At 61.6% G+C, this 24,506-nt stretch carries 21 protein-coding genes and 1 pseudogene; 2 read left to right on the top strand and 20 right to left on the bottom strand.

Annotation, left to right across the window (positions count from 1 at the left end; all coding sequences use genetic code 11):
• Positions 1 to 10 precede the first annotated feature (10 nt).
• From AC1RMX_RS06060 to argH, 7 genes are all read right to left on the bottom strand, one after another.
• Positions 11 to 1,363 carry an MmgE/PrpD family protein gene (locus AC1RMX_RS06060; protein WP_493071026.1) on the bottom strand — a complete coding sequence of 451 codons (1,353 nt, stop codon included), beginning with the start codon at positions 1,361 to 1,363 and terminating at the stop codon, positions 11 to 13.
• Positions 1,360 to 2,250, bottom strand: a complete 891-nt coding sequence (locus AC1RMX_RS06055; RefSeq protein ID WP_493071024.1) for a polysaccharide deacetylase family protein — start codon at positions 2,248 to 2,250, stop codon at positions 1,360 to 1,362. Before AC1RMX_RS06055 ends, AC1RMX_RS06060 begins: the two co-directional genes overlap by 4 nt.
• A complete protein-coding gene (locus tag AC1RMX_RS06050) occupies positions 2,243 to 3,091 on the bottom strand; it encodes a polysaccharide deacetylase family protein (protein WP_493071022.1) in 849 nt (282 codons plus the stop codon). The genes AC1RMX_RS06055 and AC1RMX_RS06050 overlap by 8 nt, the downstream gene beginning before the upstream one ends.
• A gap of 57 nt (positions 3,092 to 3,148) precedes the next feature.
• A complete protein-coding gene (locus AC1RMX_RS06045; RefSeq protein WP_249486042.1) occupies positions 3,149 to 3,973 on the bottom strand; it encodes an ABC transporter substrate-binding protein in 825 nt (274 codons plus the stop codon).
• A 39-nt stretch (positions 3,974 to 4,012) separates the two neighbouring features.
• A complete protein-coding gene (locus AC1RMX_RS06040; RefSeq protein WP_096821469.1) occupies positions 4,013 to 4,777 on the bottom strand; it encodes an amino acid ABC transporter ATP-binding protein in 765 nt (254 codons plus the stop codon).
• 20 nt (positions 4,778 to 4,797) lie between these two features.
• A complete protein-coding gene (locus AC1RMX_RS06035) occupies positions 4,798 to 5,676 on the bottom strand; it encodes an amino acid ABC transporter permease (RefSeq protein ID WP_096821468.1) in 879 nt (292 codons plus the stop codon).
• Between the two features lie 61 nt (positions 5,677 to 5,737).
• On the bottom strand, positions 5,738 to 7,165 hold the full coding sequence (gene argH, locus AC1RMX_RS06030) for an argininosuccinate lyase (RefSeq protein WP_493071020.1): 1,428 nt from the start codon (positions 7,163 to 7,165) through the stop codon (positions 5,738 to 5,740).
• Positions 7,166 to 7,475: 310 nt separating this feature from the next.
• Here argH and AC1RMX_RS06025 point away from each other — a divergent pair, with 310 nt between their 5' ends.
• Positions 7,476 to 8,441, top strand: coding sequence for a LysR family transcriptional regulator (locus AC1RMX_RS06025; RefSeq protein WP_493071018.1), 966 nt, complete (start codon positions 7,476 to 7,478; stop codon positions 8,439 to 8,441).
• Position 8,442: 1 nt separating this feature from the next.
• On the opposite strand, the gene AC1RMX_RS06020 is transcribed toward AC1RMX_RS06025, so the two are convergent.
• The 10 genes and pseudogenes from AC1RMX_RS06020 to arnB all read right to left on the bottom strand — a co-directional run bounded on the left by AC1RMX_RS06020 (position 8,443) and on the right by arnB (position 19,434).
• Positions 8,443 to 8,961, bottom strand: a complete 519-nt coding sequence (locus AC1RMX_RS06020) for a GNAT family N-acetyltransferase (RefSeq protein ID WP_493071016.1) — start codon at positions 8,959 to 8,961, stop codon at positions 8,443 to 8,445.
• Positions 8,962 to 9,023: 62 nt separating this feature from the next.
• The gene (locus tag AC1RMX_RS06015; RefSeq protein WP_493071167.1) at positions 9,024 to 10,622 is read right to left on the bottom strand and encodes an ArnT family glycosyltransferase; all 1,599 of its coding nucleotides are present in this window, start codon (positions 10,620 to 10,622) and stop codon (positions 9,024 to 9,026) included.
• Positions 10,617 to 11,998 (bottom strand): annotated as a pseudogene (locus tag AC1RMX_RS06010) (UDP-glucose dehydrogenase family protein); the annotation flags it as partial. The pseudogene AC1RMX_RS06010 and the gene AC1RMX_RS06015, both read right to left, overlap by 6 nt.
• Positions 11,995 to 12,408: a 4-amino-4-deoxy-L-arabinose-phosphoundecaprenol flippase subunit ArnF gene (gene arnF, locus AC1RMX_RS06005; RefSeq protein ID WP_493071014.1), complete on the bottom strand. Its 414-nt coding sequence runs from the start codon at positions 12,406 to 12,408 to the stop codon at positions 11,995 to 11,997. The gene arnF and the pseudogene AC1RMX_RS06010, both read right to left, overlap by 4 nt.
• On the bottom strand, positions 12,405 to 12,749 hold the full coding sequence (gene arnE, locus AC1RMX_RS06000; RefSeq protein WP_493071012.1) for a 4-amino-4-deoxy-L-arabinose-phosphoundecaprenol flippase subunit ArnE: 345 nt from the start codon (positions 12,747 to 12,749) through the stop codon (positions 12,405 to 12,407). The genes arnF and arnE overlap by 4 nt, the downstream gene beginning before the upstream one ends.
• On the bottom strand, positions 12,746 to 14,395 hold the full coding sequence (gene arnT / locus AC1RMX_RS05995; RefSeq protein ID WP_096821461.1) for a lipid IV(A) 4-amino-4-deoxy-L-arabinosyltransferase: 1,650 nt from the start codon (positions 14,393 to 14,395) through the stop codon (positions 12,746 to 12,748). Before arnT ends, arnE begins: the two co-directional genes overlap by 4 nt.
• A complete protein-coding gene (gene arnD / locus AC1RMX_RS05990) occupies positions 14,392 to 15,276 on the bottom strand; it encodes a 4-deoxy-4-formamido-L-arabinose-phosphoundecaprenol deformylase (protein ID WP_096821460.1) in 885 nt (294 codons plus the stop codon). The genes arnT and arnD overlap by 4 nt, the downstream gene beginning before the upstream one ends.
• The gene (arnA, locus tag AC1RMX_RS05985; RefSeq protein WP_096821459.1) at positions 15,276 to 17,267 is read right to left on the bottom strand and encodes a bifunctional UDP-4-amino-4-deoxy-L-arabinose formyltransferase/UDP-glucuronic acid oxidase ArnA; all 1,992 of its coding nucleotides are present in this window, start codon (positions 17,265 to 17,267) and stop codon (positions 15,276 to 15,278) included. The genes arnD and arnA overlap by 1 nt, the downstream gene beginning before the upstream one ends.
• Complete coding sequence (arnC, locus tag AC1RMX_RS05980) at positions 17,264 to 18,289, bottom strand: undecaprenyl-phosphate 4-deoxy-4-formamido-L-arabinose transferase (RefSeq protein ID WP_096821458.1); 1,026 nt, start codon at positions 18,287 to 18,289, stop codon at positions 17,264 to 17,266. Before arnC ends, arnA begins: the two co-directional genes overlap by 4 nt.
• Positions 18,286 to 19,434 (bottom strand): UDP-4-amino-4-deoxy-L-arabinose aminotransferase, encoded by a 1,149-nt coding sequence (gene arnB, locus AC1RMX_RS05975; RefSeq protein ID WP_096821457.1) that lies wholly within the window; start codon positions 19,432 to 19,434, stop codon positions 18,286 to 18,288. The genes arnC and arnB overlap by 4 nt, the downstream gene beginning before the upstream one ends.
• A gap of 372 nt (positions 19,435 to 19,806) precedes the next feature.
• On the opposite strand from arnB, the gene AC1RMX_RS05970 reads away from it, so the two are divergent.
• Positions 19,807 to 20,745 carry a site-specific integrase gene (locus AC1RMX_RS05970; protein ID WP_493071010.1) on the top strand — a complete coding sequence of 313 codons (939 nt, stop codon included), beginning with the start codon at positions 19,807 to 19,809 and terminating at the stop codon, positions 20,743 to 20,745.
• A 7-nt stretch (positions 20,746 to 20,752) separates the two neighbouring features.
• Here the strand turns inward: AC1RMX_RS05970 and AC1RMX_RS05965 are convergent, their stop codons facing one another.
• The 3 genes from AC1RMX_RS05965 to AC1RMX_RS05955 are packed head-to-tail and all read right to left on the bottom strand — an operon-like array spanning position 20,753 to position 24,420.
• Positions 20,753 to 21,811 (bottom strand): ABC transporter ATP-binding protein, encoded by a 1,059-nt coding sequence (locus AC1RMX_RS05965; protein WP_493071008.1) that lies wholly within the window; start codon positions 21,809 to 21,811, stop codon positions 20,753 to 20,755.
• The gene (locus AC1RMX_RS05960; protein WP_493071006.1) at positions 21,808 to 23,403 is read right to left on the bottom strand and encodes an ABC transporter permease; all 1,596 of its coding nucleotides are present in this window, start codon (positions 23,401 to 23,403) and stop codon (positions 21,808 to 21,810) included. Before AC1RMX_RS05960 ends, AC1RMX_RS05965 begins: the two co-directional genes overlap by 4 nt.
• A 3-nt stretch (positions 23,404 to 23,406) precedes the next feature.
• On the bottom strand, positions 23,407 to 24,420 hold the full coding sequence (locus AC1RMX_RS05955; protein WP_096821454.1) for an iron ABC transporter substrate-binding protein: 1,014 nt from the start codon (positions 24,418 to 24,420) through the stop codon (positions 23,407 to 23,409).
• Positions 24,421 to 24,506: the final 86 nt, after the last annotated feature.

Genomic DNA, 24,506 nt, shown 5'->3' with positions numbered 1-24,506 from the left:
TCAAATGTCCTTATTCGGTTAACAGGTGCTCGAGATCGCGCACGGAATCCAGCGTTTGCAGTTGCCGCAACTGCGCCAGCAGCCGTTCAGCCTTGGCTGCTGAACTCACGCGCAACGCCAGACTGAGAAACTTCTCCTCAAGCGCCGCCTCGCTCAGCGGATTGCCCGGCGCCCCCAGCGGCACCTCGACACACAGGCTCGCCTGACGCCCGTCGCGGGTTCGAACAATGACCACCGGCTCGCCATCCTCCGACAGACGCTCATCCACTTCAAGGCGAATGCGCGTCAGCCATTGCGCAATGCGCGGATCGTTGCGCGGCTGTTCATCGTAAGCCTCGAGCCGACAGTGCCCGTGCACCAGTCGCGCGGCGAGGGCGTAGGGCAGACTCATCTGCGCAGCGGCCAGACTGCGGGTGTCGCGACCGCCGCACATGTCGAGCAGAAACCCGCACAGGTTCACCTGGACGTCTTCCACCTGATCGGCGCCGACCTGCAATTGCTCCAGCAACAAGCCGAGCGCATCGATCGCCGAGTGGGTGCCACGGCAGGCGGCGTAGGGTTTGATCGAGCAGCGCGCGAGTTTCCAGACCTGTCCCAACTCGGCGTCCAATGCATCCGGTTGCGCGCTACCCGGCGCGAGGGTCTTGAGAAATCCACCCCAGACATCGTCGAACAACACCGATGGCCCGCTGACGCCTTCGCGAGCAAAACGCGCCGCCAGCAGACCACCTTCGGCCGCACGGCCACTGTGCAGTTTCTTGCTTTGCGAACCGTCATGGATGAACGCCCACAACCCGCCGCTGAAACTGCCGGCGATGCCCAGCGCCGACACGGTTTGCCCTGCATCCAGGGCAAAGATCCGCGCACAGGCCGCCGCCGCGCCGAACACGCCGCAGGTGGCGGTGGAGTGCCAACCGGCGCCGTTGTGCGCGGAATAACTGCCGCAGGCTTCCAGCACTCGCCGGCCGATTTCGTAACCGATCACCACGGCGGTGATGAACTCGCGACCGTCCACCGGCCGATCCACCAGCGACAGCGCCGCCATCACCGCCGGCAGCACCACCGCGCCGGAATGATCGCAACCGCCGGTGTCGTCCAGTTCCAGCGCATGGGCGGCGATGCCGTTGAGCAATGCTGCATGCCCGGCGCCGACACGCACTGATGAACCCCAGACCAGTGCGGTGCCCGGTTCGGCGCCGAACACCTGCCGAGCCTGAAGCGCGACCGCACTGTCGGCCCCGGCCAGCGCGGCACCGAAGGTATCGAGAATGTGTCGCTTGGCCTGTTCCACCAACGCCGGGGGCAGATCTTCAAACCGGGTCTCGACGCAAAACTGCGCCAGCCGCTGCATGCGCTGGGTCATACGAGGTAGTCCCGATAATGGCGCTCATACACGGAGGCCGGGTGATCCTGCGCGACTGGCGCCGCCGTTTGCGACCACCATTGTGCGACTTCGGCACCGGTGGCGATCCACACGTCGTCGTGCTGCTGAATGCCTTGCAGCAATTCACGCAACACACCGATACGCCCCGGCGTGGCGATGATTTCCGGGTGCAGGCGCAGCACGTAGCACAGGCCGAAGCGGTGGAACCCGGCGAAGTCCATTTGCAGGTTACCGAGCGTGTGGCTGTAGGAAGCGATCCGCGATTGCGCCGGCGGCACGGCCGGGCTCAGGTTGAAGGCGAAATAGGGTTCGTCTTCCAGTTCGTAATGCAGCAGCAGCTCGACCACGTCGGGCGCGGTCGGGTGACAGAACGGCAGGTCATCGCCACGCCATGATGAAGACCAGTGAATGCCGTGATCTTTCAAGGCTTCGATGAATCCCGGCGCGCCGTTACCCGCAGGAATCCGGAAACCGGTCGGACGCACGCCGGTCAACATTTCCAGTGCTGCACAACCCTTGGCGACTTCCGCGCTTTGCGCCGTCAGATCCAGCGTGTCGTAATCCTGATGGCGGTAGCCGGCGCAGGCGATTTCATGGCCGTCAGCCTGTATCGCGGCGATGTGCTGCGGATTTTCCTCGGCGACGATGCCGGGCACGAACCAGCTGCTGCGCACACCGAGTTCCCTGAACAGGCCGAGCAAACGCTCGACGCCGCGTTGCGTGCCGTAGCGCCACACCGACAGCGTCTTGTCGCGCCCGGCGACTTCCGGGGCCTGGGTGAGAATACCGTGGATGTCGTTGTAATCGACGGTCAGCACCACCGCGCAGCGTTTGCCGGCGGGCCAGAGGTTTTCAGCGTCAGCCATGGTGATGCTCCTTCAGCCACCAGCGGGCGACGTCACTGCAGGTGGCGAACCACACGTCATCGCGCTGGCGCATGTGTTCGAAGAGTTTCTCCAGCAACAGGATGCGCCCCGGTTTGCCGGTGATTTTCGGGTGGAACAGGGTGGTCAGGCACAGCCCCTCGTCCATCGCGCCGTCGTACTCGCGTTGCCAGTTGTCGAGGGTCAGCTCATAGCTGGCGGTGCGGTCGAGCCCGGACGGGAAGTTCGGTGCGCGGGTGTAGGCGAGGGAGGCGTAGTCGTCCATTTCCCAGCGGCCGGGGATCTCCACCAGCGGGGTGTCGTGGCCGGGGACGTTGACCAGATACGGGCGATCGTCGCCGCGCATGCTGCTGGAATAGATGACGCCGTTGTCGGCCAGCATCGCCGGGGTTTCGGCGCGCCAGTCGCCGGACGGAGTGCGAAAACCCTCGGCGCGGATGTGCAGGTATTGCCAGAAGACGTCGCGGGATTTGTTCATCACGGCCTGCTGCTGGTCCAGCGTCAGGGCGTAGAAGGATTCGTGCTTGTAGCCGTGGTAGGCGACTTCATGGCCGCGCTCGACGATGGCCTGGCACTGTTTCGGCCAGTTTTCCACGACCCAGGCGGGGACGAAGAAGGTGGTCGGGATCTTGAAGGTGTCGAGCAGATCGAGCAGGCGTGGCAAGGCGCGGTAGGGGCCGTAACCGCCGAAGCCGAAGTATTCGGGTTTGTGCCAGATCGAGCCGTTGAGCATCGCGTCGCCGGTCGGGCCGTCGAGGTCGAAGGCCAGGGCGAGGCAGGCTTTGTGCTGGTCGGGCCAGGTGGGTTGCAAGGAGGACATCAAGGGCGCTCCAGCTGTTCATGAAAAAGGCGCCGACCGGTCGGGTCGGCGCTGACCGGTTTACTTGCCGGCGTTGATGGTCACTTCCTTGATCGCACCCAGCTCCAGATCCCACTTCTTCAGAATCGCGTTGTAGCTGCCGTCATCCACCATGCTTTGCAACGCCACTTTCACCGCTTCACTCAGCTCAGGTTTCTTCTTGCTCACACCCAGCCCGGTGAACTGCACGGAGATCGGCTGGCCGACCGTCTTGTACATGTCCTTTTCCTGGGTCTTGAGGTACGACAGGGTCTCGCTGCCCTGCATCGCCGCATCAATACGGCTCTGACGCAGTTGGGCGCGGGCGTCGGCCGAGCCTTCGGTGCCGATCACGTTGATCGCCGGTTTGCCTGCCGCTTCACAGTGTTCCTTGCTCCACGCGGCGATTTCCGCCGGGAACGTGGTGCGGCGGCTGGTGCCGACTTTTTTGCCGCACAGGTCGGTGATTTCGTTGGTCGCGGTGTTCTTCTGCAAGGTGTAGAACTGCGGGCCGCTGGTGAAGTAGTCGACGAAGGTCACGCTGGCCTGACGCTCGGCGGTGTCGGTCATGCCCGACAACACGATGTCGACGCGGTCGGTGGTCAGGGCGTTGATCATTTGCTCGAAGCCGGTTTCCTGCCACTTGATCTTGATCCCGAGGCGCTCGGCCAGGGCGTTGCCCAGGTCGTAGTCCAGACCGGTGAGCTTGTTGGTGGCCGGGTCCTTGAAATCCATCGGCGGGTAGTTGGGCATGATCGCGACGACGATCTCGCCTTTTTCCTTGATGCCGGCCGGCAATTCGGCGGCGAAGCTGACGCTGGAAGCCATCAGGCCTGCGAGTACTGCTGGGATAACGAAGTTCTTCATGGACGTTCTCTTATGAGTGTTGTGAAGGCCAAAGGGGCCTCAGGTTCGAACGGCAGAAATGAAGCTTTGGGTGCGCGGGTTTTGCGGACTTATTAGTATTTCTTCGGGGCTTCCAGCCTCCACGATCTGCCCGCCGTCCATGAACACCATGCGGTTGGAAACCTCCCGGGCGAAGCCCAGTTCATGGGTGACGACGATCATGGTCATGCCGGTCTGCGCCAGATCGCGCATCACCGACAGCACCTCACCGACCAGTTCCGGGTCGAGTGCCGAAGTGGGTTCATCGAACAGCATCAGCTTGGGTCGCATGGCCAGGGCGCGGGCGATCGCCACCCGTTGCTGCTGACCGCCCGACAACTCGATCGGGTAGCTGTCGCGTTTGTCGGCAAGGCCGACCCGGGCCAGCAGTTCCAGGGCTTCTTCATGCGCCTCCTTGGGTGAACGCTTGAGCACCTGGCACGGGCCTTCGATGATGTTTTGCAGCACAGTCATGTGCGGAAACAGGTTGAAGCGCTGGAACACCATGCCGGTGGCCAGGCGCTGACGGGCAATCTGCGATTCGTTGAGTTCGTGCAGCTTGTGCCCGACGACGCGGTAGCCCACCAGTTCGCCATCGACCCACAAACCGCCCTTGTCGATCTTTTCCAGCTGATTGACGCAGCGCAGCAGGGTGCTCTTGCCCGAGCCGGACGGGCCGATGATGCACAGCACTTCGCCTTGCTCGACCTCGATGTTGATGTCCTTGAGCGCGTGGTACTGGTCGTAATATTTGTTCAGGGCCACAGCCTTGACGATGCTTCTCATGTTCGATTCTCCTGCGCGGCTTACGAGCGCTTGCCGGCGCCGCGAGCGAAACGACGCTCCAGACGGCTTTGACCAAAGGACAGGACGGTGACGGTGGCCAGGTACCAGATACCGGCGACGATCAGCAGCTCCATGACCCGGGCGTTGGCGTAGTAGATGTTCTGGGCGTTGTAGAGCAGTTCCGAGTACTGGATCACGCTCGCCAGCGAGGTCATTTTCACCATGCCGATGAATTCGTTGCCGACCGGCGGAATGATGATGCGCATGGCCTGCGGCAGGATGATCCGGCGCAGCGCTTGCAGGCGCGGCATGCCGATCGACTTGGCCGCTTCGTACTGGCCGGTGTCCACCGACAGCAGGCCGGCACGCACCACTTCAGCGGTGTAGGCGCCCTGGTTGATGCTCAAGCCGAGCAGGGCGGCCACGAACGGCGTCATCAGGCTCACGGTGTCGAGTTCGAACAGGCCGGGAATGCCGATGGTGGGGAAGATCAGCGCCAGGTTGAACCACAACAGCAGTTGCAGAATCAGCGGCGTACCGCGAAACAGCCAGGTGTAGGTCAGCGCCACGTAGCGCAGGATCGGGTTGGCCGACATGCGCATGATCGCGGTGATCACCCCGAACACGATGCCCAGCGCCATGGCCAGCACGGCCATGATGATCGTGTTGAGCAGGCCCCACATGATCGCTTCGGAGGTCAGGAACTGGCCGATGTACGACCATTCGATCTTGCCTTCGGCGAAGGCCCGCACCAGACCGATGATCGCGATCACAATCAGCGTGGCGAAGAAGATCCGCCCGTAATAGCGCCGTGGCACGTGCTGGTATTGGGTGATGTCGAACTGGTTTTCCGCCAGTTTGCGCTCCGCCTGGAGTCGTTCTGCCTGAGTCTGGCTCATGGTGTTTCTCCGTACACTGTACTTTCAGATCACCCCCCTCCCGATGGGAGGGGGATCCGGCTTAGAGGCGGAAGCCTTGGTAGTTTTCGGTCCACTGCTGTTGCACAGCGAGGGCGGTTTTCAGTCGGCCGATCTGCTCGCGCACTTGCTGCGGCGCGGTGCCGCCCCAACCGCTGCGGGCAGCGATGGCGGCTTCCAGGGTCAGGCTGTCGCGCACGTCCGCCGTCAGGCGCGGGTCGATTTCGGCCAGCAGCGCCGGCGAGGCTTCCCACAATTCGAGGCTGTGTTTTTCACAGGCCTGCACCAGCGCCCCGGTGATTTCGTGGGCTTCCTTGAATGGCACGCCGCGCACCGCCAGCCAGTCGGCAACTTCGGTAGCCAGGGTGAAACCCAGCGGCGCCTGACGACGCAGTTCCTCGACGTTGACGGTCATGGTCGCAACCATCCCGGCCATCGCCGGCAGAACCAACAACAAGGTATCGACGCTGTCGAGCACGCCGTTCTTGTCTTCGCTCAGGTCGCGGTTGTACGACAGCGGCAGGGATTTGAGCGTCGACAGCAGGCCGGTCAGGTTGCCGATCAGACGGCCTGCCTTGCCCCGCGCCAGTTCGGCGATGTCCGGGTTCTTCTTCTGCGGCATGATCGAGCTGCCGGTGGCATAGGCGTCGTCCAGATCGACCCAGCGGAACTGGCGCGACGACCACAGGCAGAATTCTTCGGCCAGACGCGAGATGTTGATCCCGAGCATGCTGGCAATGAACAGGAATTCGGCGACGTGATCGCGGCTGGCCACGGCGTCGATGGAGTTTTCGCAGACCCCGGCGTAACCCATTTCCTTCGCTGATTGCTGCGGCTGGCGAGCGATGGCGGAACCGGCCATGGCTGCTGCACCGAGGGGCGACAGCGAAGTGCGGTTGTCCCAGTCCACCAGGCGCTGCACGTCACGCAGCATCGATTGGGCGTGGGCCAGCAAGTGATGGGCAAACACGATCGGCTGCGCCTGCTGCAGGTGGGTGAAACCCGGGCAGATGCTGTCGACGTGCTGCTCGGCCTGATTCACCAGCGCCGTTTGCAGGGCCAGGACTTCCACAGCCAGGGTGCGCACGTGATCCCGCAGGAACAGGCGCAGGTCGTTGGCGGTCTGGTCGTTGCGTGAACGGCCGGCGCGCAGCTTGCCGCCCAGTGCACCGAGGCGTTCGGTCAGCAGGCGCTCGATGAAGGTGTGAACGTCTTCGTCGTCCAGCGTCGGGGCAATGCGCCCGGCAGAAAAATCGGCACCGATGCCGTCCAGGGCTTCGATCATCGTGCGGGTTTCCTGCTCGTCCAGCAGGCCGGCACGTTGCAGTTCCCCGGCGTGGGCCTTGGAGCCGGCCAGATCGTACGGCGTCAGGCGGAAATAGCGCTCGGGGCAACGGGACAGGGCCGCCAGGGCTGCGGACGGGCCGCTTTTGAAACGGGCACCCCAGAGACGGTCGGTGGTTTGAGACATTTGTTGTTTTCCTCGTCGGTAACGCGAACTGAAATCGGTGTGCATGGCCTGTCGAACACGCTGAAAAGTGAGCAGACAGACTCAGAGAACAGAGTCAGGCCAAAGCAGTTTTCAAGAGGGCAGTTGCAAAGAGACAAGAGCTGATCGAAGTGTCAGCTTTTAATGTTTGGCGATCAGTGAGTTGGCACTGATGTTCGGGATTTTTTGGCGGTTGCCAAGGCTTGTTTTCTGTGATCATTATTATTAGCCGGCGATGTTTTTGTTGTTGGACACAGATTGTTGAACATTGCGCCAGAGGTAAATCAGCATTATGGAAACCCCACTTTCCAATTCCGGAAACCCGCCGCTGAAAACGGCTCACCGAGCACCGCTGGCCCTCAGCGGACTGGATTTCAAACTGCTCAAGGTGTTCAAGGCCGTGGTCGAGGCGGGAGGCTTCAGCGCCGCGCAAAACGAGCTGAACGTGGGCCTTGCGGCCATCAGTAAGCAGATCTCCGACCTGGAAATCCGCATCGGCATGCGCCTGTGTACCCGGGGTCGCGAGGGGTTTCACCTGACCGAGGAAGGGCGTCTGGTGTATCAGGCGTCGATTGATCTGTTCGCCTCGGTCGACAACTTTCGGGATCGGCTTAGTTCAGCGCAGAACGAACTTATCGGCGACCTTGGTGTGGGGGTGATCGATAATACGATCAGTGACCTTAATTCACCGTTAGTTGCAGCGCTTAAAAGAATAAATGAAGAGTCGCCGAAAGTAAGGTTTCAACTTCAGGCCACCCAGCTGGATGAGGTAGAAAGAGGTGTGGTAGAAGGGCGATTAGTGGCGGGAATAGTGCCGGTCTATCAAAAGCGCGAAGAGTTTGATTATTACCCGTTATATGAAGAACGCTCGGAGGTTTACTGCGCTGTCGGCCATCCGTTGTTCGACATGCCTGAAGCACAAATGAACAGCGATGTGCTGCAGGATTACGAGTGCATCAACCACCGCTACGCGATCCATCGCGACAAGCTCAACTTTGCCCGCTACGACAGTTTTTCCGCCTCGGCGACCCAGGTCGAAGCCGTGGCGCTGCTGATCAAGACCGGGCGCTTCGTAGGCTTCCTGCCCCAGCATTACGCGGCCACGCTGGTGGCGGCGGGGCAGTTTCGCGCAGTGCTGCCGGAGCGAATCAACATCGCCACGCCGTTCAATCTGATCCTGCGTCACAACACCGTGCGCAGTCCGTTGGTGAAGGCATTCGCTCAGGCGTTGGGCGTTGATCTGAAGGCGCCGCTGTAATTCAGCCGAGCATCAATCGCATCGCGCAACGTCGCTCACCGGGCAAACCGTGGGCGATTTCGTCGTTGAGTACCTCGATCAAACGGGGTCCGGCGTCCACTTCGTTCAATGGCACAAAACCCATGCGTTGATAGAACGGCGCATTCCACGGCAGGTCGCGAAAAGTGGTCAACGTGATCGCCTCAAGTTGTTGCCGTCGCGCGTGTTCAATCACGCCCAACAGTAACTTGCGACCGATGCCTTGGCCCTGAAAGTGTTGGCTGACGGACAGTTCTTCGACGTGCAACTGGTTGTCGATTTCAACGGCCCTTAAAAAACCGGCAAGTTGTCCGACAGTATTTTCTGCGACCCATACATGTCCCTGCTCGATGGCCTGAAAATGCTGTGCGGCGTCGGGTACATTGCTGTCGGCGAGCCAGGCCAGTGTCGGGTCGAGGCGGAACAGCTCGGCGGCCGAGCGTTCGATGGCGGGGAGGGTGGCCGCGTCGGCGGGCCGGGCGAGGCGAAGCGTGAATGTCATGCGTTAACTGCCGAAGGCTGTGATCCTGGGAAAGTCCGCAAGATCGCAGCCTTCAACGAGGTCTACAAGGGTTTCAGGTACAACAGCACGTAATCGTTCTTGTCGAAACGCCCGGTCAATACCGGTTGCAGGCCGGCCAGCGGTGTACCTTGCAGCGATTGCAGGTCCTTGCTGTCCATGATCAGCCAGGCCGGGGCATTGAGCGCTTCCAGTTGCTGAACGGTTTCGGTGAACTGCGGTTGCAGGTCCTGTTCGACGTTGACCATGAACTTGATCGCCTTGGCGTCCTTGCCCATGCCGTGCAGCACCAGCGGCGCCGGGTTCTGTTGAACCTGAGCGAACGCAGCACGACTGAAGGCACGGGTGTCGTAGAGATCACGTTCTACCGGTTCGAACACCGCCGCATAGACCGTCCACAACGCCAGCACTGCGCTCATGGCCAGCACTTCAGCGCGCCAGCGCGATTTCCACAGTCGGGACAACGCCAGCAGTTGCAGCACGCCCAGCACGATCAGCACCGGCATGACACCGGTCAGCACGCCCGGAAACCTGCGCTGCGCCACCAGCAACGCAACCATCAGCAGCGCCGGCGTCAGCAGCCAAAGCCCCTGAATGATCCCGCGCAACCACGCGAACACCCGACCATGAGCCACCTGAAACGGGTACGCGGCGATGATCGCCGCCATCGGCAACATTGGCAGCAGGTAACGCGCCTTCTTCGCCTGTGGAATCGACAGGCCGACCATGACGATCAGCCCGGCCGCTGCGCAATATTGCACCAGCCGCAACGCCGGCCCGCGCTGATGCGGTTTGCTCAGCCATGCCGCCGCCAACACTACCAGCGCCAACGGATACGCCAATGCGTAGTTGCCCAGTGAACTGGTGAAGTAATACAGCGAACCGCTGACGCCCTCACTGCCGTCCATGCGCCCCATGAACTGCATGCGGATCACGTCTTGCAGAAAGGCCTCGCCACCGCTGAGCTTGGCCAGCCACAACAGCAGGCCGACGCAGGCGGCAAGCAGGATCGACGCCAGCACACCGAACACGAACAGCCGTGCCCATTGGCGGTTGAGCAGGTAATAGCTGCAGAGCATGCCGGTCGGCACCACAAGGCCGATCGGCCCGCGAATGCCGAAGCCCAGCAACAACAGGGCAAAGATCAGCGGCCAGCGTCGGCCGGAGCCGAAATGGTCGTGTGCGTAGCCCAGGTAGAACACCGACAGCGCCACGGCAGCCAGCATCAGGTCCTGCGACACCGCCCGGACTTCCGTAACGAAGGTGCTGGTGAGCATCAGCAGTGCAATGCTGATCAACGCCCAGCGTTGCGAATGCACCGCCAGCAAGCGGTACATCAACGTCACGATCACCCCGCCGGCGATGGCGCTGGGCAGCCACGCCGTCAGCGTATTGATCGCGCCGAAGGGCAACGACAACAGCCAGATGAACAGCGTCGAAACCGCCGAATAATCGGCGTACGGCTGGCCATACGTGGTCGGGAATACCGTCGGCCCGTGTCTCAGCATCTCCTGGGCAAACAGTACAAAACGTGAATCGAAGCCAATGGGTGCCTGTCCGTAAACCCCGGCGATAAACAACAGCAGTGCCAGCAGCCCCGCGATCAGGGACTGCTGGCGGATGGCAGGCGACAACGGGATCAAGCGACGTCCGCAGTGTTGGGCCATTGTTGCAGCGGGATCGGCAATTTGCGCGAATCCCCACGGCCGATCGGGAAGTACTTGAAGCCGTTGCGTGCCAGGCGATCGGCGTCGTACAGGTTACGACCGTCGAAAATCACCGGGTCCTTGAGGCGTTGCTGGATCAGGTCGAAGTCCGGGGCCTTGAACTGCTGCCATTCGGTGCAGATGATCAGCGCGTCGGAACCGGACAGTACCGATTCCGGGGTGCCCATCAGCATCAGTTTTTCTTCGTTCGGGTACAGATGCTGGGTTTCCTGCATCGCTTCCGGGTCGAAGGCGCGAACGCTGGCGCCGGCGGCAAACAGCGAATCGAGCAGTACGCGGCTAGGCGCGTCGCGCATGTCGTCGGTGTTCGGCTTGAACGCCAGGCCCCACAGGGCGAAGGTCTTGCCGCGCAGATCACCCTTGTAGAACGCATTGATGCGGTCGAACAGCTTGTGCTTCTGACGCTCGTTGATCGCTTCGACTGCTTGCAGCAGGTCGCTGGAGCAATGGGCCTGTTCGGCACTGTGGATCAGCGCGCGCATGTCTTTGGGGAAGCACGAACCACCGTAACCGCAGCCCGGGTAGATGAAGTGGTAACCGATGCGCGTGTCGGCGCCGATGCCCTGGCGTACCGACTCGATGTCCGCGCCCAGGTGTTCGGCCAGTTCAGCGATCTGGTTGATGAAGCTGATCTTGGTCGCCAGCATGCAGTTGGCGGCGTATTTGGTCAGTTCGGCGCTGCGCAGGTCCATGAACATGATGCGGTCATGGTTGCGGTTGAACGGCGAGTACAGGTCGCGCATCACGTCGCGCACGTCATCGCCTTCGCAGCCGATGACGATGCGGTCTGGACGACGGCAGTCGGAGACGGCCGAACCTTCCTTGAGGAATTCCGGGTTGGAGACGATATCGAACTGCAGTGCACGCCCGGCCTTGTCCAGCGCGGCCTGAATATGCGCACGCAAGGTGTCGCCGGTGCCGACCGGTACGGTGGATTTCTCGACCAGGATCAGCGGCTGCTCACGATGACGAGCGACGGCATCGCCCACCGACAGCACGTATTTCAAATCGGCCGAGCCGTCCTCGCTGGATGGCGTGCCGACGGCAATGAACGCTACGCGACCGTGCTGTACGGCAAACTTTTCATCGGACGTGAAGTGCAGGCGGCTGGAGTCCAGGCCTTCACGCACCAGGCTCGACAGCCCCGGTTCGAAAATGCTGACGTGACCCTGGGTGAGCAGTTCGACCTTCTTCTGATCGATATCCATGCACACGACATCATGGCCGACCTCGGCCAGAACCGCGGCTTGCACCAGGCCGACGTAACCGCTTCCAAATACTGTGATTTTCATGGAGCACTCCTCAAATCGGGCACTTTTGCCGGACGAGTGTTGATAGTGATGACGCCGAGCATGACCAGTGCCACGCCCAGTGATTTGGTAAAACTGAAGGATTCGTTGAACAGCGGCAGGCTGGCCGCCAACAGATACACCAGCGCATAGCTGATGCTCAGCAGTGAATAGGCCCGGCCTAGCGGCAGGTCACGCAGGGCGGCGAGCCAGCAGAGCATCGACAGCGCATAAGCGAGAATGGCCGTAAACACCACCGCCAGCGCCGTCAGATCGACGTTGCCGCTGCTCAGGGCCGACAACCATTGTTCCGGCTGCGGCAGGCGCGTCATGCTCCAGCGCATGCCCAGTTGGGCGCCGCTGACCAGCAACACGCTGCCAAGGGCGAAGCCGATGCCGCGTCCCTGGCTCATGACTGTTGCCCCAGCAGTGCCACGCCGCCGATCACCAGTGCCACACCGATCCAGTGCTGGCGGTCGATCGGTTCGCGAAACACGAAACGCGCGATCAGCGTGATCAGCACAAAGTTGAGGCTGAGCATCGGGTAAGCGATGCCCACTTCAAGGCGTTGCAGCACGAACAGCCAGACCAGCAGGCCCGAGCCCAGTGCGAACAGGGCCAGCCACAGCCACGGCGAGCGCAGTTTGTCGGCCCAGGACGAGTCAACCCCGCGCCAGCTCTCCACCGCATACTTTTGCGCGACCTGGCCCAGGCACGTCAGCAGACACGCGGTCAGCAACAGCAACCAGCTCATGACGGATCCTTGGGCAGGACCATGATCACCAGGTTGCCTTGCTCATAACGAGTGCCATCCTTGGGCAGCAGGTCGACTTCGTGCAGCTCGTCGTCGCCCTTGACCCGCATGACCACGCCGACCGAGCCGGTGCGGCGGGCATCACGCACCCACTGCTGGACTTCATCGGTGGTGATCCGCTGTTCGGCGCCTTCAGGGTAGGACAGGCCATATTTCAGCTCGCCCACGGTGTTGTACAACGCCACCTTGGGTTGCTTCAGGCGCCAGGCCAGTGCCGAGGCGGCCCCCAGATCGTTACTCAACAGGTGAGTGGTGCCGGACAGTTCGTCGAGGTGATGCAGGATGAACTGGTCCGGGGTCTTGTTGGCCACCACGGACTTCGGCAACGCGGCCGGCAGCACACCAATCAGCAGCAGGCTGCCGAGGGCCGGAGCCGCCCAGCATTGCAGCGGCAGAAACGCCTGCGCCAGGTTGGCGATGATCCAGCCGATCAGGGCGATGAACACCAGCACCATGCTGTGCAGTTCATGGTCGTACACCGGTTTTTTCAATTGCAGGTAAACCAGTGCGATCAGCGTGATGACGCCCAGCACCAGGTTCAGCAGGCCATTGACGCTCAGTGCCCGACCTTGTTCCAGACGCAGACGGTCGGCCAGTGCATGACCCAGCAGCAGCGCCAGCGGCAGCAGGCACGGCAGGATGTAGGTCGGCAGCTTGCCGTTGGCCAGACTGAAAAACGCCAGCGGCATCACCAGCCACAGCAGCAGGAAGGCAATGCCCGGTTGAGCACGGGTCTGCCAGGCTTGCTTGAAGGCCGGCGGCAACATGCCGACCCACGGCAGGCTGAACGCGACCAGCAACGGCAGATAGAACCACCACGGCGCATCATGTTGAGCGTCGTCACCGGCAAAGCGGCGGATGTGTTCGTGCCAGAAGAAGAACCGCCAGTAGTCCGGCTCCTGCGCATGAACCGCGAGGACCCAGGGCAGGCTGACGATGATCGCGACGGCAATCGCCACCGGACCGTAGATCAGCAGCTCACGCCAGCGCTTCTGCCAGAGCATCCACGGCAGGGCGATCAGCACCGGCAGCAGCCAGGCGAGAAAACCCTTGGTCATGAACCCCATGCCACAGGCCAGCCCCAACACCGCCCAACTGGCCAGACGTTGCCCGGTACTGCGGCTGTCGACAGCAAACCATAGCGCCACGAGGCTCAGGTTGACCCAGAAGGTGAACTGCGGATCGAGGTTGGCGTAACCTGCCTGGCCAGCGACGACGGTAAAGCTCATGTAGAGGAGGGCGCAGATGAAGCTTTTGCGCGGCTCGTTCCACAACCGGCGGGCGATCAGGAAGCACAACAGCACACTCAATCCGGTGCTGAGGGCCGAGGCGAAACGCACACCGAACAGGTTCTGCCCGAACAATTCCTGGCCGAGCGCGATCATCCAGTAACCGGCAATCGGTTTCTCGAAATAGCGCAGGCCCATGAAATGCGGGGACACCCAGTTGCCGCTCAGCAGCATGTCCTGGCTGATCTGTGCGTAACGGGTTTCATCGGGAATCCACAAGCCATGCGTGCCGAGCGGCAGCAGGTAGGCCAGCAGAAAAAGTCCGATCAGCAGCGGCAATGCCCAGCGTTTGCTCATGCGCCTTGCACTCCCAGCCAGCCTTCACGGCCTTCGAGGGCGCCACGTTGCACACGGCCGACAGGCAATGTGTTGAGAAACTCGGGCAGCAGGTCGCCCAAAGGTTTGAACTCGATGTGTCGCTGGCGTGCATCGGCCAGCAATCGACGAAACTCTTCGGCCATCAGAATCCCTTCTACTTCGGCATGAATGGTGTAGTTGTTGAGGTTGTCCGGACGGAACCGGTCAAGGATGAAGGTGTTGAAGTCCTTCGCCGCCACGGTCGGGCCGACCACTTCGTCGAAGGTTGGCATGTCCACCGGAATCTGCGGCGCACCCACCGAACCATCGGCCAACAGAGGTCGAAACACCTGTTGCCCGCGGCAGTCGCTGTTGTAGCGAAAACCGAAGGTTTCCTTGGCTTCGATCACGCGTTCGTCCGCACGCCAGCCGGCGGCGGCCGAGCACTGGATCTTCTCGCCGATGATGTCGCTGAGGGTGTCGACGCCGCGACGGATCTGCTCGATCAGTTGCGCGTCGCTCCAGGTGCCGGCATTGGCCTGCCAGCCATGGTGATCCCAGGCGTGCAGGCCGACTTCATGACCGGCGTCCCGGGCCTGACGCATCAGGTGCCCGAGATCGCGACCGATCGGCTTGCCGGGCCAGGCGGTGCCGGCCAGCAGAATGTCCCAGCCGTAAAGGCCGGCAGCATTGGAACGGAGCATTTTCCAGAGGAATTGCGGGCGGATCAGGCGCCACAGATGTCGGCCCATGTTGTCCGGGCCGACACTGAAGAAAAACGTTGCCTTGACCTGCGCTTCGTCGAGGATTTCCAGCAGCCGGGGCACCCCTTCACGGGTGCCTCGGTAGGTGTCGACATCGATACGAAGACCTGCCTGCATTAACGCTTGTCCGCGATTTCGAGCATGGCTTCACGCAGGAAGAAGTCGAGCGTGTTGCCGATGGTCTCGCGCATTTCCACGGTCGGCTCCCAGTTCAGCAGGCGCTTGGCGTTGGCGATGCTTGGCTTGCGGTGTTCCACGTCCTGGTAACCGGCACCGTAGAACGCCTTGCTTTCCACGTCGCGGAAACCGGCGAATGGAGGGAAGTTGGAGCGCAGCGGGTGAGCTTCGAACTGACGCAGCAGTTCTTCGCCCAGTTGACGGATGCTGGCTTCGTTTTCCGGGTTGCCGATGTTGATGATCTGGCCGTTGCAGACATCGTTGTCGTTATCGATGATGCGGGCTAGCGCTTCAACGCCGTCAGCGATGTCGGTGAAGCAGCGTTTCTGCTCGCCGCCGTCGAACAGGCGGATCGGCGTGCCTTCCACCAGGTTCAGGATCAGCTGGGTGATGGCGCGGGAGCTGCCGATACGGGCCGAGTCCAGACGGTCCAGACGCGGACCCATCCAGTTGAACGGACGGAACAGGGTGAAGTTCAGGCCTTTGGCGCCGTAAGCCCAGATTACGCGGTCCAGCAGTTGCTTGGAGACCGAGTAGATCCAGCGCTGCTTGTTGATCGGGCCGACGATCAGGTTCGAGCTGTCTTCGTCGAAGTTCTTGTCCTGGCACATGCCATAGACTTCGGAGGTCGACGGGAAGATCACGCGCTTGTTGTACTTGACGCAGTAGCGAACCAGTTTCAGGTTCTCTTCGAAGTCCAGTTCGAACACGCGCAGCGGGTTGCGGGTGTATTCGATCGGCGTGGCGATGGCCACCAGCGGCAGGACTACGTCGCACTTCTTGATGTGGTACTCGATCCACTCGGAGTGAATGCTGATGTCGCCTTCGACGAAGTGGAAGTTCGGGTGGTCGCGCAGACGGGAGATGGCGTCGGAACCGATGTCCAGGCCATAGACTTCGTAGCGGTCGTCACGCAGCAGACGCTCGGACAAGTGGTTACCGATGAAGCCGTTGACGCCCAGGATCAGCACGCGGGTGCGGCGTGGTGCACGGCCGGACTCGGCGCCGCGCAGCAGCGAACCGTCTACCAGACCCAGCTCGTTGGCCAGTTGCGGGCCGCTCAGGTACAGGCCGTTGTCGTTGCGCTGACCGGCGTTGATCACCAGCGAGTCTTCACCGCAGGCAATGCGCAGCGGATCGACGCTGATCACGCGGCCAGGGGCCTGACCGTCGTTGCCCTTGACGACTTCGGCGCTCCAGACGATCAGCTTGTGCTCGCCCACGGCGCAGAAGGCGCCCGGGTATGGACGGGTCACGGCGCGAACCAGGTTGAACAGTTCTTCGGCCGGTTTTGCCCAGACCAGCTTGCCGTCAGCCGGGGTACGGCGACCAAACACGGTGGCTTTGGATTCGTCTTGCGGGGTTTCGGTGATCTTGCCTTGCAGCATGTTCGGCAGGGTGTCACGCAGCAGATCGCTGGCAGCGGTACGCAGCTTGGCGTGCAGGCTCAGACCGGTATCGCTGCGCTCGATGGCCACGCGTTGCTGGGCGACGATGGCGCCGGCATCAGCGCGCTTGACCATGCGGTGCAGGGTAACGCCGGTTTCGGTTTCGCCGTTGACCAGCACCCAGTTGGCCGGTGCGCGACCACGGTAGCGTGGCAGCAGCGAGCCGTGCAGGTTGAACGCACCTTTTTTGGCGAGGGCCAGCAGCGGCTCGCTCAGCAGGTTGCGGTAGTAGAACGAGAAAATGTAATCCGGGTCGAGCTTGGCGATGCGCTCGATCCACAGCGGGTGGTTGGCGTCTTCCGGCGCGTGCACCGGGATGCCCTTGTTGGCGCACAGTTGCGCAACCGAGGCGTAGAAGGCGTTTTCCTTCGGATCATCGGCGTGAGTGAACACTGCTGCAATGTCGTAGCCGCTGTTCAACAGGGCTTCAATGCCGGCGCAGCCAATATCGTGGTAAGCGAAGACAACGGTTTTTGCACTCATGAGAGAACCTGATCGGAAGAAGTGGAAGTAGAAGAGAGACCATCAACGGTGACCGCAGGTGCCGGGGAGGCCGGCTGACTGCGCAACACCTTTTCAATGAAGAAACGCGGGCGAGCTCGCACGTCGCTGTACATGCGCCCCAGGTATTCACCCAGCAGGCCCATACCGATGAACTGGCCACCGGTAAACACGAACAGCACCGCAAACAGTACGAAAGTGCCGTCACCGGCCCAGCCCGCGCCGAACGCCAGGCGCAGGATGATCAGCGCAACGGCGAACAGCACACCCAGACCGGCCATGGCGAAGCCGACGATGCTCAACAGACGCAACGGCGTGGTGGTCATGCAGGTCACCAGATCGAACATCAGGTTGATTAGGCGCATCGGGCTGTATTTCGAATCACCGTGTTCGCGCTCGGCGTGGGCCACGACGATTTCGGTGGTGTGACGGGCGAAACTGTTGGCCAGGATCGGAATGAACGTGCTGCGTTCGCGGCAGGCGAGCATCGCGTCGATGATGGTGCGGCGATAGGCGCGCAGCATGCAGCCGTAGTCGCTCATGGCCACGCCGGTGGAGCGTTGCACGGCGAGGTTGATCAGCTTCGACGGATAGCGGCGCAGGGCTGAATCCTGACGGTTACCGCGCACGGTGCCGACCACGTCGTAGCCTTTTTCGGCTTCGGCCACCAGACGCGGGATTTCTTCCGGCGGGTTTTGCAGGTCGGCGTCAAGGGTAATCACCACGTCGCCCTTGCACTGTTCGAAACCGGCCATGATCGCCGCGTGCTGACCGTAGTTGCGATTGAGGATGACCGCTACGAACGGGCTGTTTTCACGCCCGGCGGCTTCCTCGAGCATGTTGGCCGATTCATCGCGACTGCCGTCGTCGACCAGCACGATTTCGTAGTCATGTTTGAGTTGGGCGCAGGCCGCCTCTGTGCGCCGAAGCAGCTCAGGCAGACTGTCCTCTTCGTTGTAGACCGGGATGACGATCGACACGCATTTTATCGGGTAAGGTCTCACGAGCGTTTGTCCATAAGGGTGGCGATGGCACCGACAACACGATCCAGATCCTGGTCGGTCATGTCGGGGAACAGCGGAATCGAGCACAGCCGCGCCGAGTTCCATTCGGTGTTGGGCAGATACAGATCAGGGTCACGCTGGCGGTACCAGGTGTGCAAGTGGGTGGCAATGAAGTGGATACCGGTGCCGATGCCTTGCTCCTGCAGACCTTTCATGAAGGCTTCGCGATCCATCCCGCAGCGCTCGCTGTCGATGCGCAGGATGAACAGGTGCCAGGCGTGCTGCTGGGCGTACTGCGGCACGGCCAGCGGTTGCACCGGCAGACCTTCGAGTTTTTGCAGGTATTGGGTGGCCAGTTCAGTACGGCGGGCGTTGATGGCGTCCAGACGCTGCAGTTGCACCAGGGCAATCGCGGCGTTGATGTCGGACAGGTTGTATTTGAAGCCCGGTTCCATGACTTGGGCCTGCGGTTTGCGGCCACCGGTCAGGCGGTCGTAGGCATCGACGCCCAGACCGTGAAACTTGAGCATGCGTACACGGGCGGCCAGGGCTTCATCGTCGGTGACGAACATCGCGCCTTCGGCGCAGGTCATGTTCTTGATCGCGTGGAACGAGAAGATCGCCGTGCCGTGGGAGCCGACGTGGCGGCCCTTGTAGCGGGTGCCGGCAGCGTGGGCGGCGTCTTCGATGACTGCGATGCCATGCTTGTCGGCCAGGGCATACAGCGGATCGAGATCGAACGCGGCGCCGGCGTAATGCACGGGAATGATGGCTTTGGTGCGCGGCGTGATGGCGGCTTCGATGCGGGCCGCGTCGGTCATCAGGGTGTCGCGGTCGACATCGACGAACACCGGCGTGGCGCCGAGCAGGGAAATCATGTTGCCGGTGGAGACCCAGGTCTGCGAAGGCGTGATGACTTCATCGCCAGGGCCAATGCCCAGGGCCAGCAGGGTGATGTGCATCCCGCCGGTGGCAGACGACAGTGCAACGGCGTGCTTGCAACCCACGTACTGCGCGAACTGTTCTTCAAGTGCCTGGTTTTTCGGCCCGGTGGTGATCCAGCCTGAACGCAGTACCTGTTCGACGGCCGCAATTTCCTCATCGCCAATACTCGGGCGGGAGAAGGGGAGAAACGCCTGACTCATGGACACCTCATTGCGATAAAAATGGACAGATCCATCTGTTCATCGGATCCAATCCCAGCGTAGACGCAAAAAACAGGTTTTGCATCAACGAGTTGCTGGAGCAGCAAGACGTCGGGGGTTGGTTGACTTTTCAGGCGTTGCCCGGCAGGTTGGGCGGTACCGACTGAGGACCTATCCACCTAAGGTTATTCCCGATTTTGTGAAAGGAATATGAAAAACCGGTCGGTGAATCGTTTATCTGGAATTCATACAGCCGCTGTTCAGACTTCTGCGGTTTTATCGGAAAAGTCCTACTACAAGACTCTTCTTTACATCAAGTTCATTGCAGTTGTTAGTTGTTGTGCTGGACTGTTTTTACTCAAGGCCTTTCGTTTGAGCAGCTTATCCGTTACCCCTTCAGAATCCATCAGAAGTAACCCTTTGTCCTTGTATCTGGCGCGTTTGGCACCTTCCAGCCAACTCACCATGCGTTACGTTTTGCAGGATGCCGCCGACCGTCTCGGCTTTGAAGACATGAATGTCGAGGACATTCCGTGGCACGCCTTACAACCCGAAGATGTTGTGGCGTTAGTCTCGGCATTGCGTGCAGACAACTATGCCCCCAACACCTCTTCACTTTATGTAAATGCCATTCGCGGCGTGATGAACGAAGCCTGGCGCATGAGCCTGATCACTCAGGATCATCTTTTGAAAATGCGTTCGGTCAAGGGCATCGCCGGTACGCGACTGTCTCAGGGGCGCAATCTGAAGCGCACGCTGATTCACGAATTGATGGAAGTCTGCGCCGCCGACCCGCGCCCGCAGGGGCTGCGTGACGCTGCCGTGATTGCACTGTTGTACGGCACCGGCATGCGCAAGTCAGAGTCGGTGGATCTGGATTTGAACCAGGTGGATTTCACTGAACGCAGCCTGTGCGTCAACGCCAAGGGCAACAAGCAACTGATCAAGTACGCACCGGCCTGGGCGTTCGCCAAACTCAATACCTGGCTGGAATTTCGCCGTTCCGAGCTCAAGGAAGGTGAAAGCGACGATGCGTTTCTGTTCAACCGCATTCGCCGAGGCAGCCACATCACCCGCGAGCGCATCACCAAACACGCGATCTATTACATCGCCCGCCAGCGCGGCACGCAGGTCGGGGTGAAGATCATGCCCCACGATTTCCGCCGTTCATTCATCACCCGGGTGATCGAGGAGCACGACCTGTCGATTGCCCAGAAACTGGCGCACCACAGCAATATCCAGACGACCGCCAACTACGACGTGCGCGACGACAACGAGCGGCGCCGCGCCGTGGATCGTTTCGATCTGTAGCTGAACGTCAGGACGCTTCGAAGACGTGGGCGGCCCCAAGTATCGATAGTTGCACGGCGCTGCCGGCCGGTGGCGCGTGCATCCCGGTGCTGCGAACCAATAGCGAACGGCCGGATTCTTCGTTGACGCTGGCGCAAAGTTCGACCGTCAGGGTGCAGGTGTTGCCGCCGAAGTCGCGTTCGGTGACGACGGCATTGCAGCCCTCCGAGTCGGCGGGAAGGTCGGACAGCTGAAGCTGTTCCGGGCGCAGCATGATCTGCGCCGGGCCGGAGAAACCGTTGCTGTTCACCGCGATCCGTCCCAGATCGCAATGGGCCCAGCCGTCCTCGATCCGCGCCGGCATGACCACCGCTTCGCCGAGAAAACGTGCGGTCTGCTCGTCGTCCGGATAGCGGTAGAGGTCCATCGGATGCCCCGATTGCACCAGTCGCCCGTCACGCATGACGGCCAATTGGTCGGCAAACGACAGCGCTTCGCTTTGGTCGTGGGTGACCAGAATCGTGGTCACACCGGCCTCTTCGAGCAGGCGGGCGACCATTTTGCGCATGGCGCCGCGCAGGCCGGTGTCGAGGGCGGAAAAGGGCTCATCCAACAGCATCAGGCGTGGTTGCTGGGCCAGTGCCCGGGCGAGTGACACCCGTTGCTGCTGACCACCGGACAATTCATGAGGCCAGCGCGCGGCCATGTTGGCGTTCAGGGCCACGCTGTCCATCAGCGCCTGAATGCGCTCGGTTCTGGCGCTGCCGGTCTCGCTGAGCCCGAAACCGATGTTGTCCGCCACGGTCATGTGAGGAAACAGCGCGCCATCTTGCGGTACATAGCCGATCTGCCGTTGGTAGGCGGGCACGGCGTGGGTGCTGTCGACCAGCGTCTGGCCGTTGAGCGTCAGGCTGCCGGTATCGGGAAATTCGAACCCGGCGATCATTCGCAGCAGCGTGGTCTTGCCGGAGCCTGACGGGCCGACGATCACGGTGCGGCTGCCCGTCGGGACGGACAGGTTGATGGTGTCCAGCGCCGTTTGCGCGCCGAAGGATTTGCTGAGATTGATGATGTCGAGAGCGTTCATCGGCCGGCACTGCGCCTGGATTGGTGATAGAGGATGGCCGTGAGCGGCAGCGAAAGCACCACCATCAGCAGCGCGTAAGGCGCTGCGGCGGCGTAGTCGATTTCGCTGGTCATGGCCCAGAAACCGGTGGCCAGGGTGCGCGTGCCATTGGGCGCGAGCAACAGGGTTGCGGTCAATTCATTGGTGATCGCCAGGAACACCAGCGCGGCACCCGCTGCCGCACCGGGCGCGGCCAGGCGCAGGGTGATCAGCCACAAGGCGCGCAGGGGCGAGCGACCGAGGCTTTGCGCGATGTTTTCCAGCTCCACCGGCGCCTGGGCGAAACCGGCACGCAGGCTGACCAGCGCTCGCGGCAGGAACATCAGCAGGTACGCCAGCAGCACGGTGATGGTGGTCTGGTAGATCGGCCGGGCGAAGTGAATCGTCACGGTGACCAGCGCCAGTGCCACGACAATCCCCGGCAGAGAACTGGTGATGTAGTTACAGCCTTCAAGCAGACGCTGCAGCTTGCCGGGCGCGCGGATCGACAGCCAGGCAATCGGAATCGCGGCAAGGCTGGTCAACAACGCCCCGGCCACACCGAACGACAGGGTCTGAAGCAGCGCCGGCAACAACTCTTCGCCTTGCCAGACCTCGGCGCCGCCCGCGATCAGCCACTTGCCCAGCGTCAGCATCGGGACGCCGAGCGCCAGCAGGCAGGTCAGGACTTGCAGACACAGGCCCAGCGCGGCGGTGCCACGTTTGAGGCGCACGGTCCGCTGTTCGCGGGCGCTGCCGGAACCGACCCGGGCATAACGTGCCTGGCCTCGGGCGCTGGATTCAACGGTCAGCATCGCCAGACAGCACAGCGCCAATACACTGGCGAGCATATTGGCGGCCGGACCGTTAAAGGTGGATTTGAACTGATCGAAAATGGCGGTGGTGAACGTATCGAAGCGAATCATTGCGTACAGGCCGTACTCGGCCAGCAGGTGCAGACCCACCAACAGCGCACCGCCACAGATCGCCAGCCGTAATTGCGGCAAGACCACCCGGAAGAACACGGCCCACGGCTTGAGGCCGAGGGATTCGGCAACGTCTTCAATCGCCGGGTCGAGGCGACGCAATGTCGCCGCGATCGGCAGATAAAGGAACGGAAAATAGGCGATCACCGACACCAGCACGCCGGCCGGCAATCCATTGATCGACGGAATCAGGCTGACCCACGCGTAACTGTGCACGAACGCCGGCACCGCCAGCGGCGCGACCGCCAGCAGTGACCACAATCGTCGCCCAGGCAGATTGGTGCGTTCGGTCAACCAGGCGAGAGTGGTGCCGAGCACAATGCAGATTGGCAGGGTGATCAATACCAGCAATACGGTGTTGATCAGCAGTTCGGCCACCCGGGGGCGGAAGATCAACGCTTCGATGGTCGCCCAACCGGTGTACCACGACACGCCGATGACAAAACCGATCGGCAGTAACGACAGCAGTGACACACCGATCGCCAGCACGACCACCCAAGGGCTCCCGCGACCGTTGAGGGCGCGGGTCCTGCGTGAACGGTTGGCGGGGGGCGCCGCAGCGATCCCCGCCGGTAATGTTTCAGGCATCAATTACAGCAGTCCTGCCTGGGTCATCAGTTCGACGGCTTTCTTGCTGTCGAGCTTCGATGCGTCAACTTTTGGCGCGTCCAGATCCTTCAACGGCACCAGTTTGGCGTTGGATGCTGCGTCCTTGCCCACGGCGTATTCAAAGGAGTTGCCGGTGCGCAAAACTTCCTGGCCCTGCTTGCCAGTGATGTACTGGAGGAATTTCTGAGCCTCGTCCTTGTGCTTGCTGGACGCCAGCACGCCACCGCCGGAAATGCTCACGAACGCGCCCGGGTCTTGATGCTTGAAGTAGTGCAGGGCGGTGTTCTTGCTGTTTTCGCCGGTCTTGGACTGATCGACGAAGTAGTAATAGTGATAGATCACGCCGCTGTCGATCTGCCCGGCATTGACCGCTTTGAGCACGGAGCTGTTGCCACGGTAGGCGGTGAAGTTGGCTTTCATGCCCTTGAGCCATTCAAGGGTGGCGGCTTCGCCTTTCTGTTCCAGCACGGCGGCAACGATGGCCTGGAAATCCGCACCGGCAGGCGAGGCGGCCCAGCGGCCTTTCCAGGCTGGGGAGGCGAGGTCCGTCAGGGATTTTGGCAGGTCTTTTTCCGCCAGTTTCGCCGGGTTATAGACGAATACGGTGGAGCGAGCGGCGATGCCGACCCACTGGCCGTGCGCCGGACGATAGGCCGCGCCCACTTGTTCAAGCGTGGCCGGTGCTACCGGAGCGAACAGCTTGGCGTTGTCCACCAGCACCATCGCCGGGGAGTTTTCCGTCAGGAACACGTCTGCCGGAGAAGACGCACCTTCCTGCACGATCTGGTTGCCCATTTCCGTGTCGTCGCCATTACGGATCGTGACCGGGATCCCGGTTTCTTCGGTGAAGCCGGCGACCCACGCCTTGGTCAGGGTTTCATGCTGGGCGTTGTAGACCACGATACCAACCGAGTCGGCGGCAAACACCTGGCCGGCAGCCAGCAGCGCCGTCGCCAGAGCAGCGTGCTTGAGAAAGGACGGAATGGATGAACTCATGACGGGGCAGCTCCTGTTTTTTAGACGTTATGGGCAACCGTTCGCGGGGAAATTTCAATGCGAATGATTTGCATATGTTGGCTGGC

This window comes from Pseudomonas sp. GW822-FHT03F04 (assembly GCF_058801405.1).
This window is presented reverse-complemented; position numbering and strand designations above follow the sequence as displayed.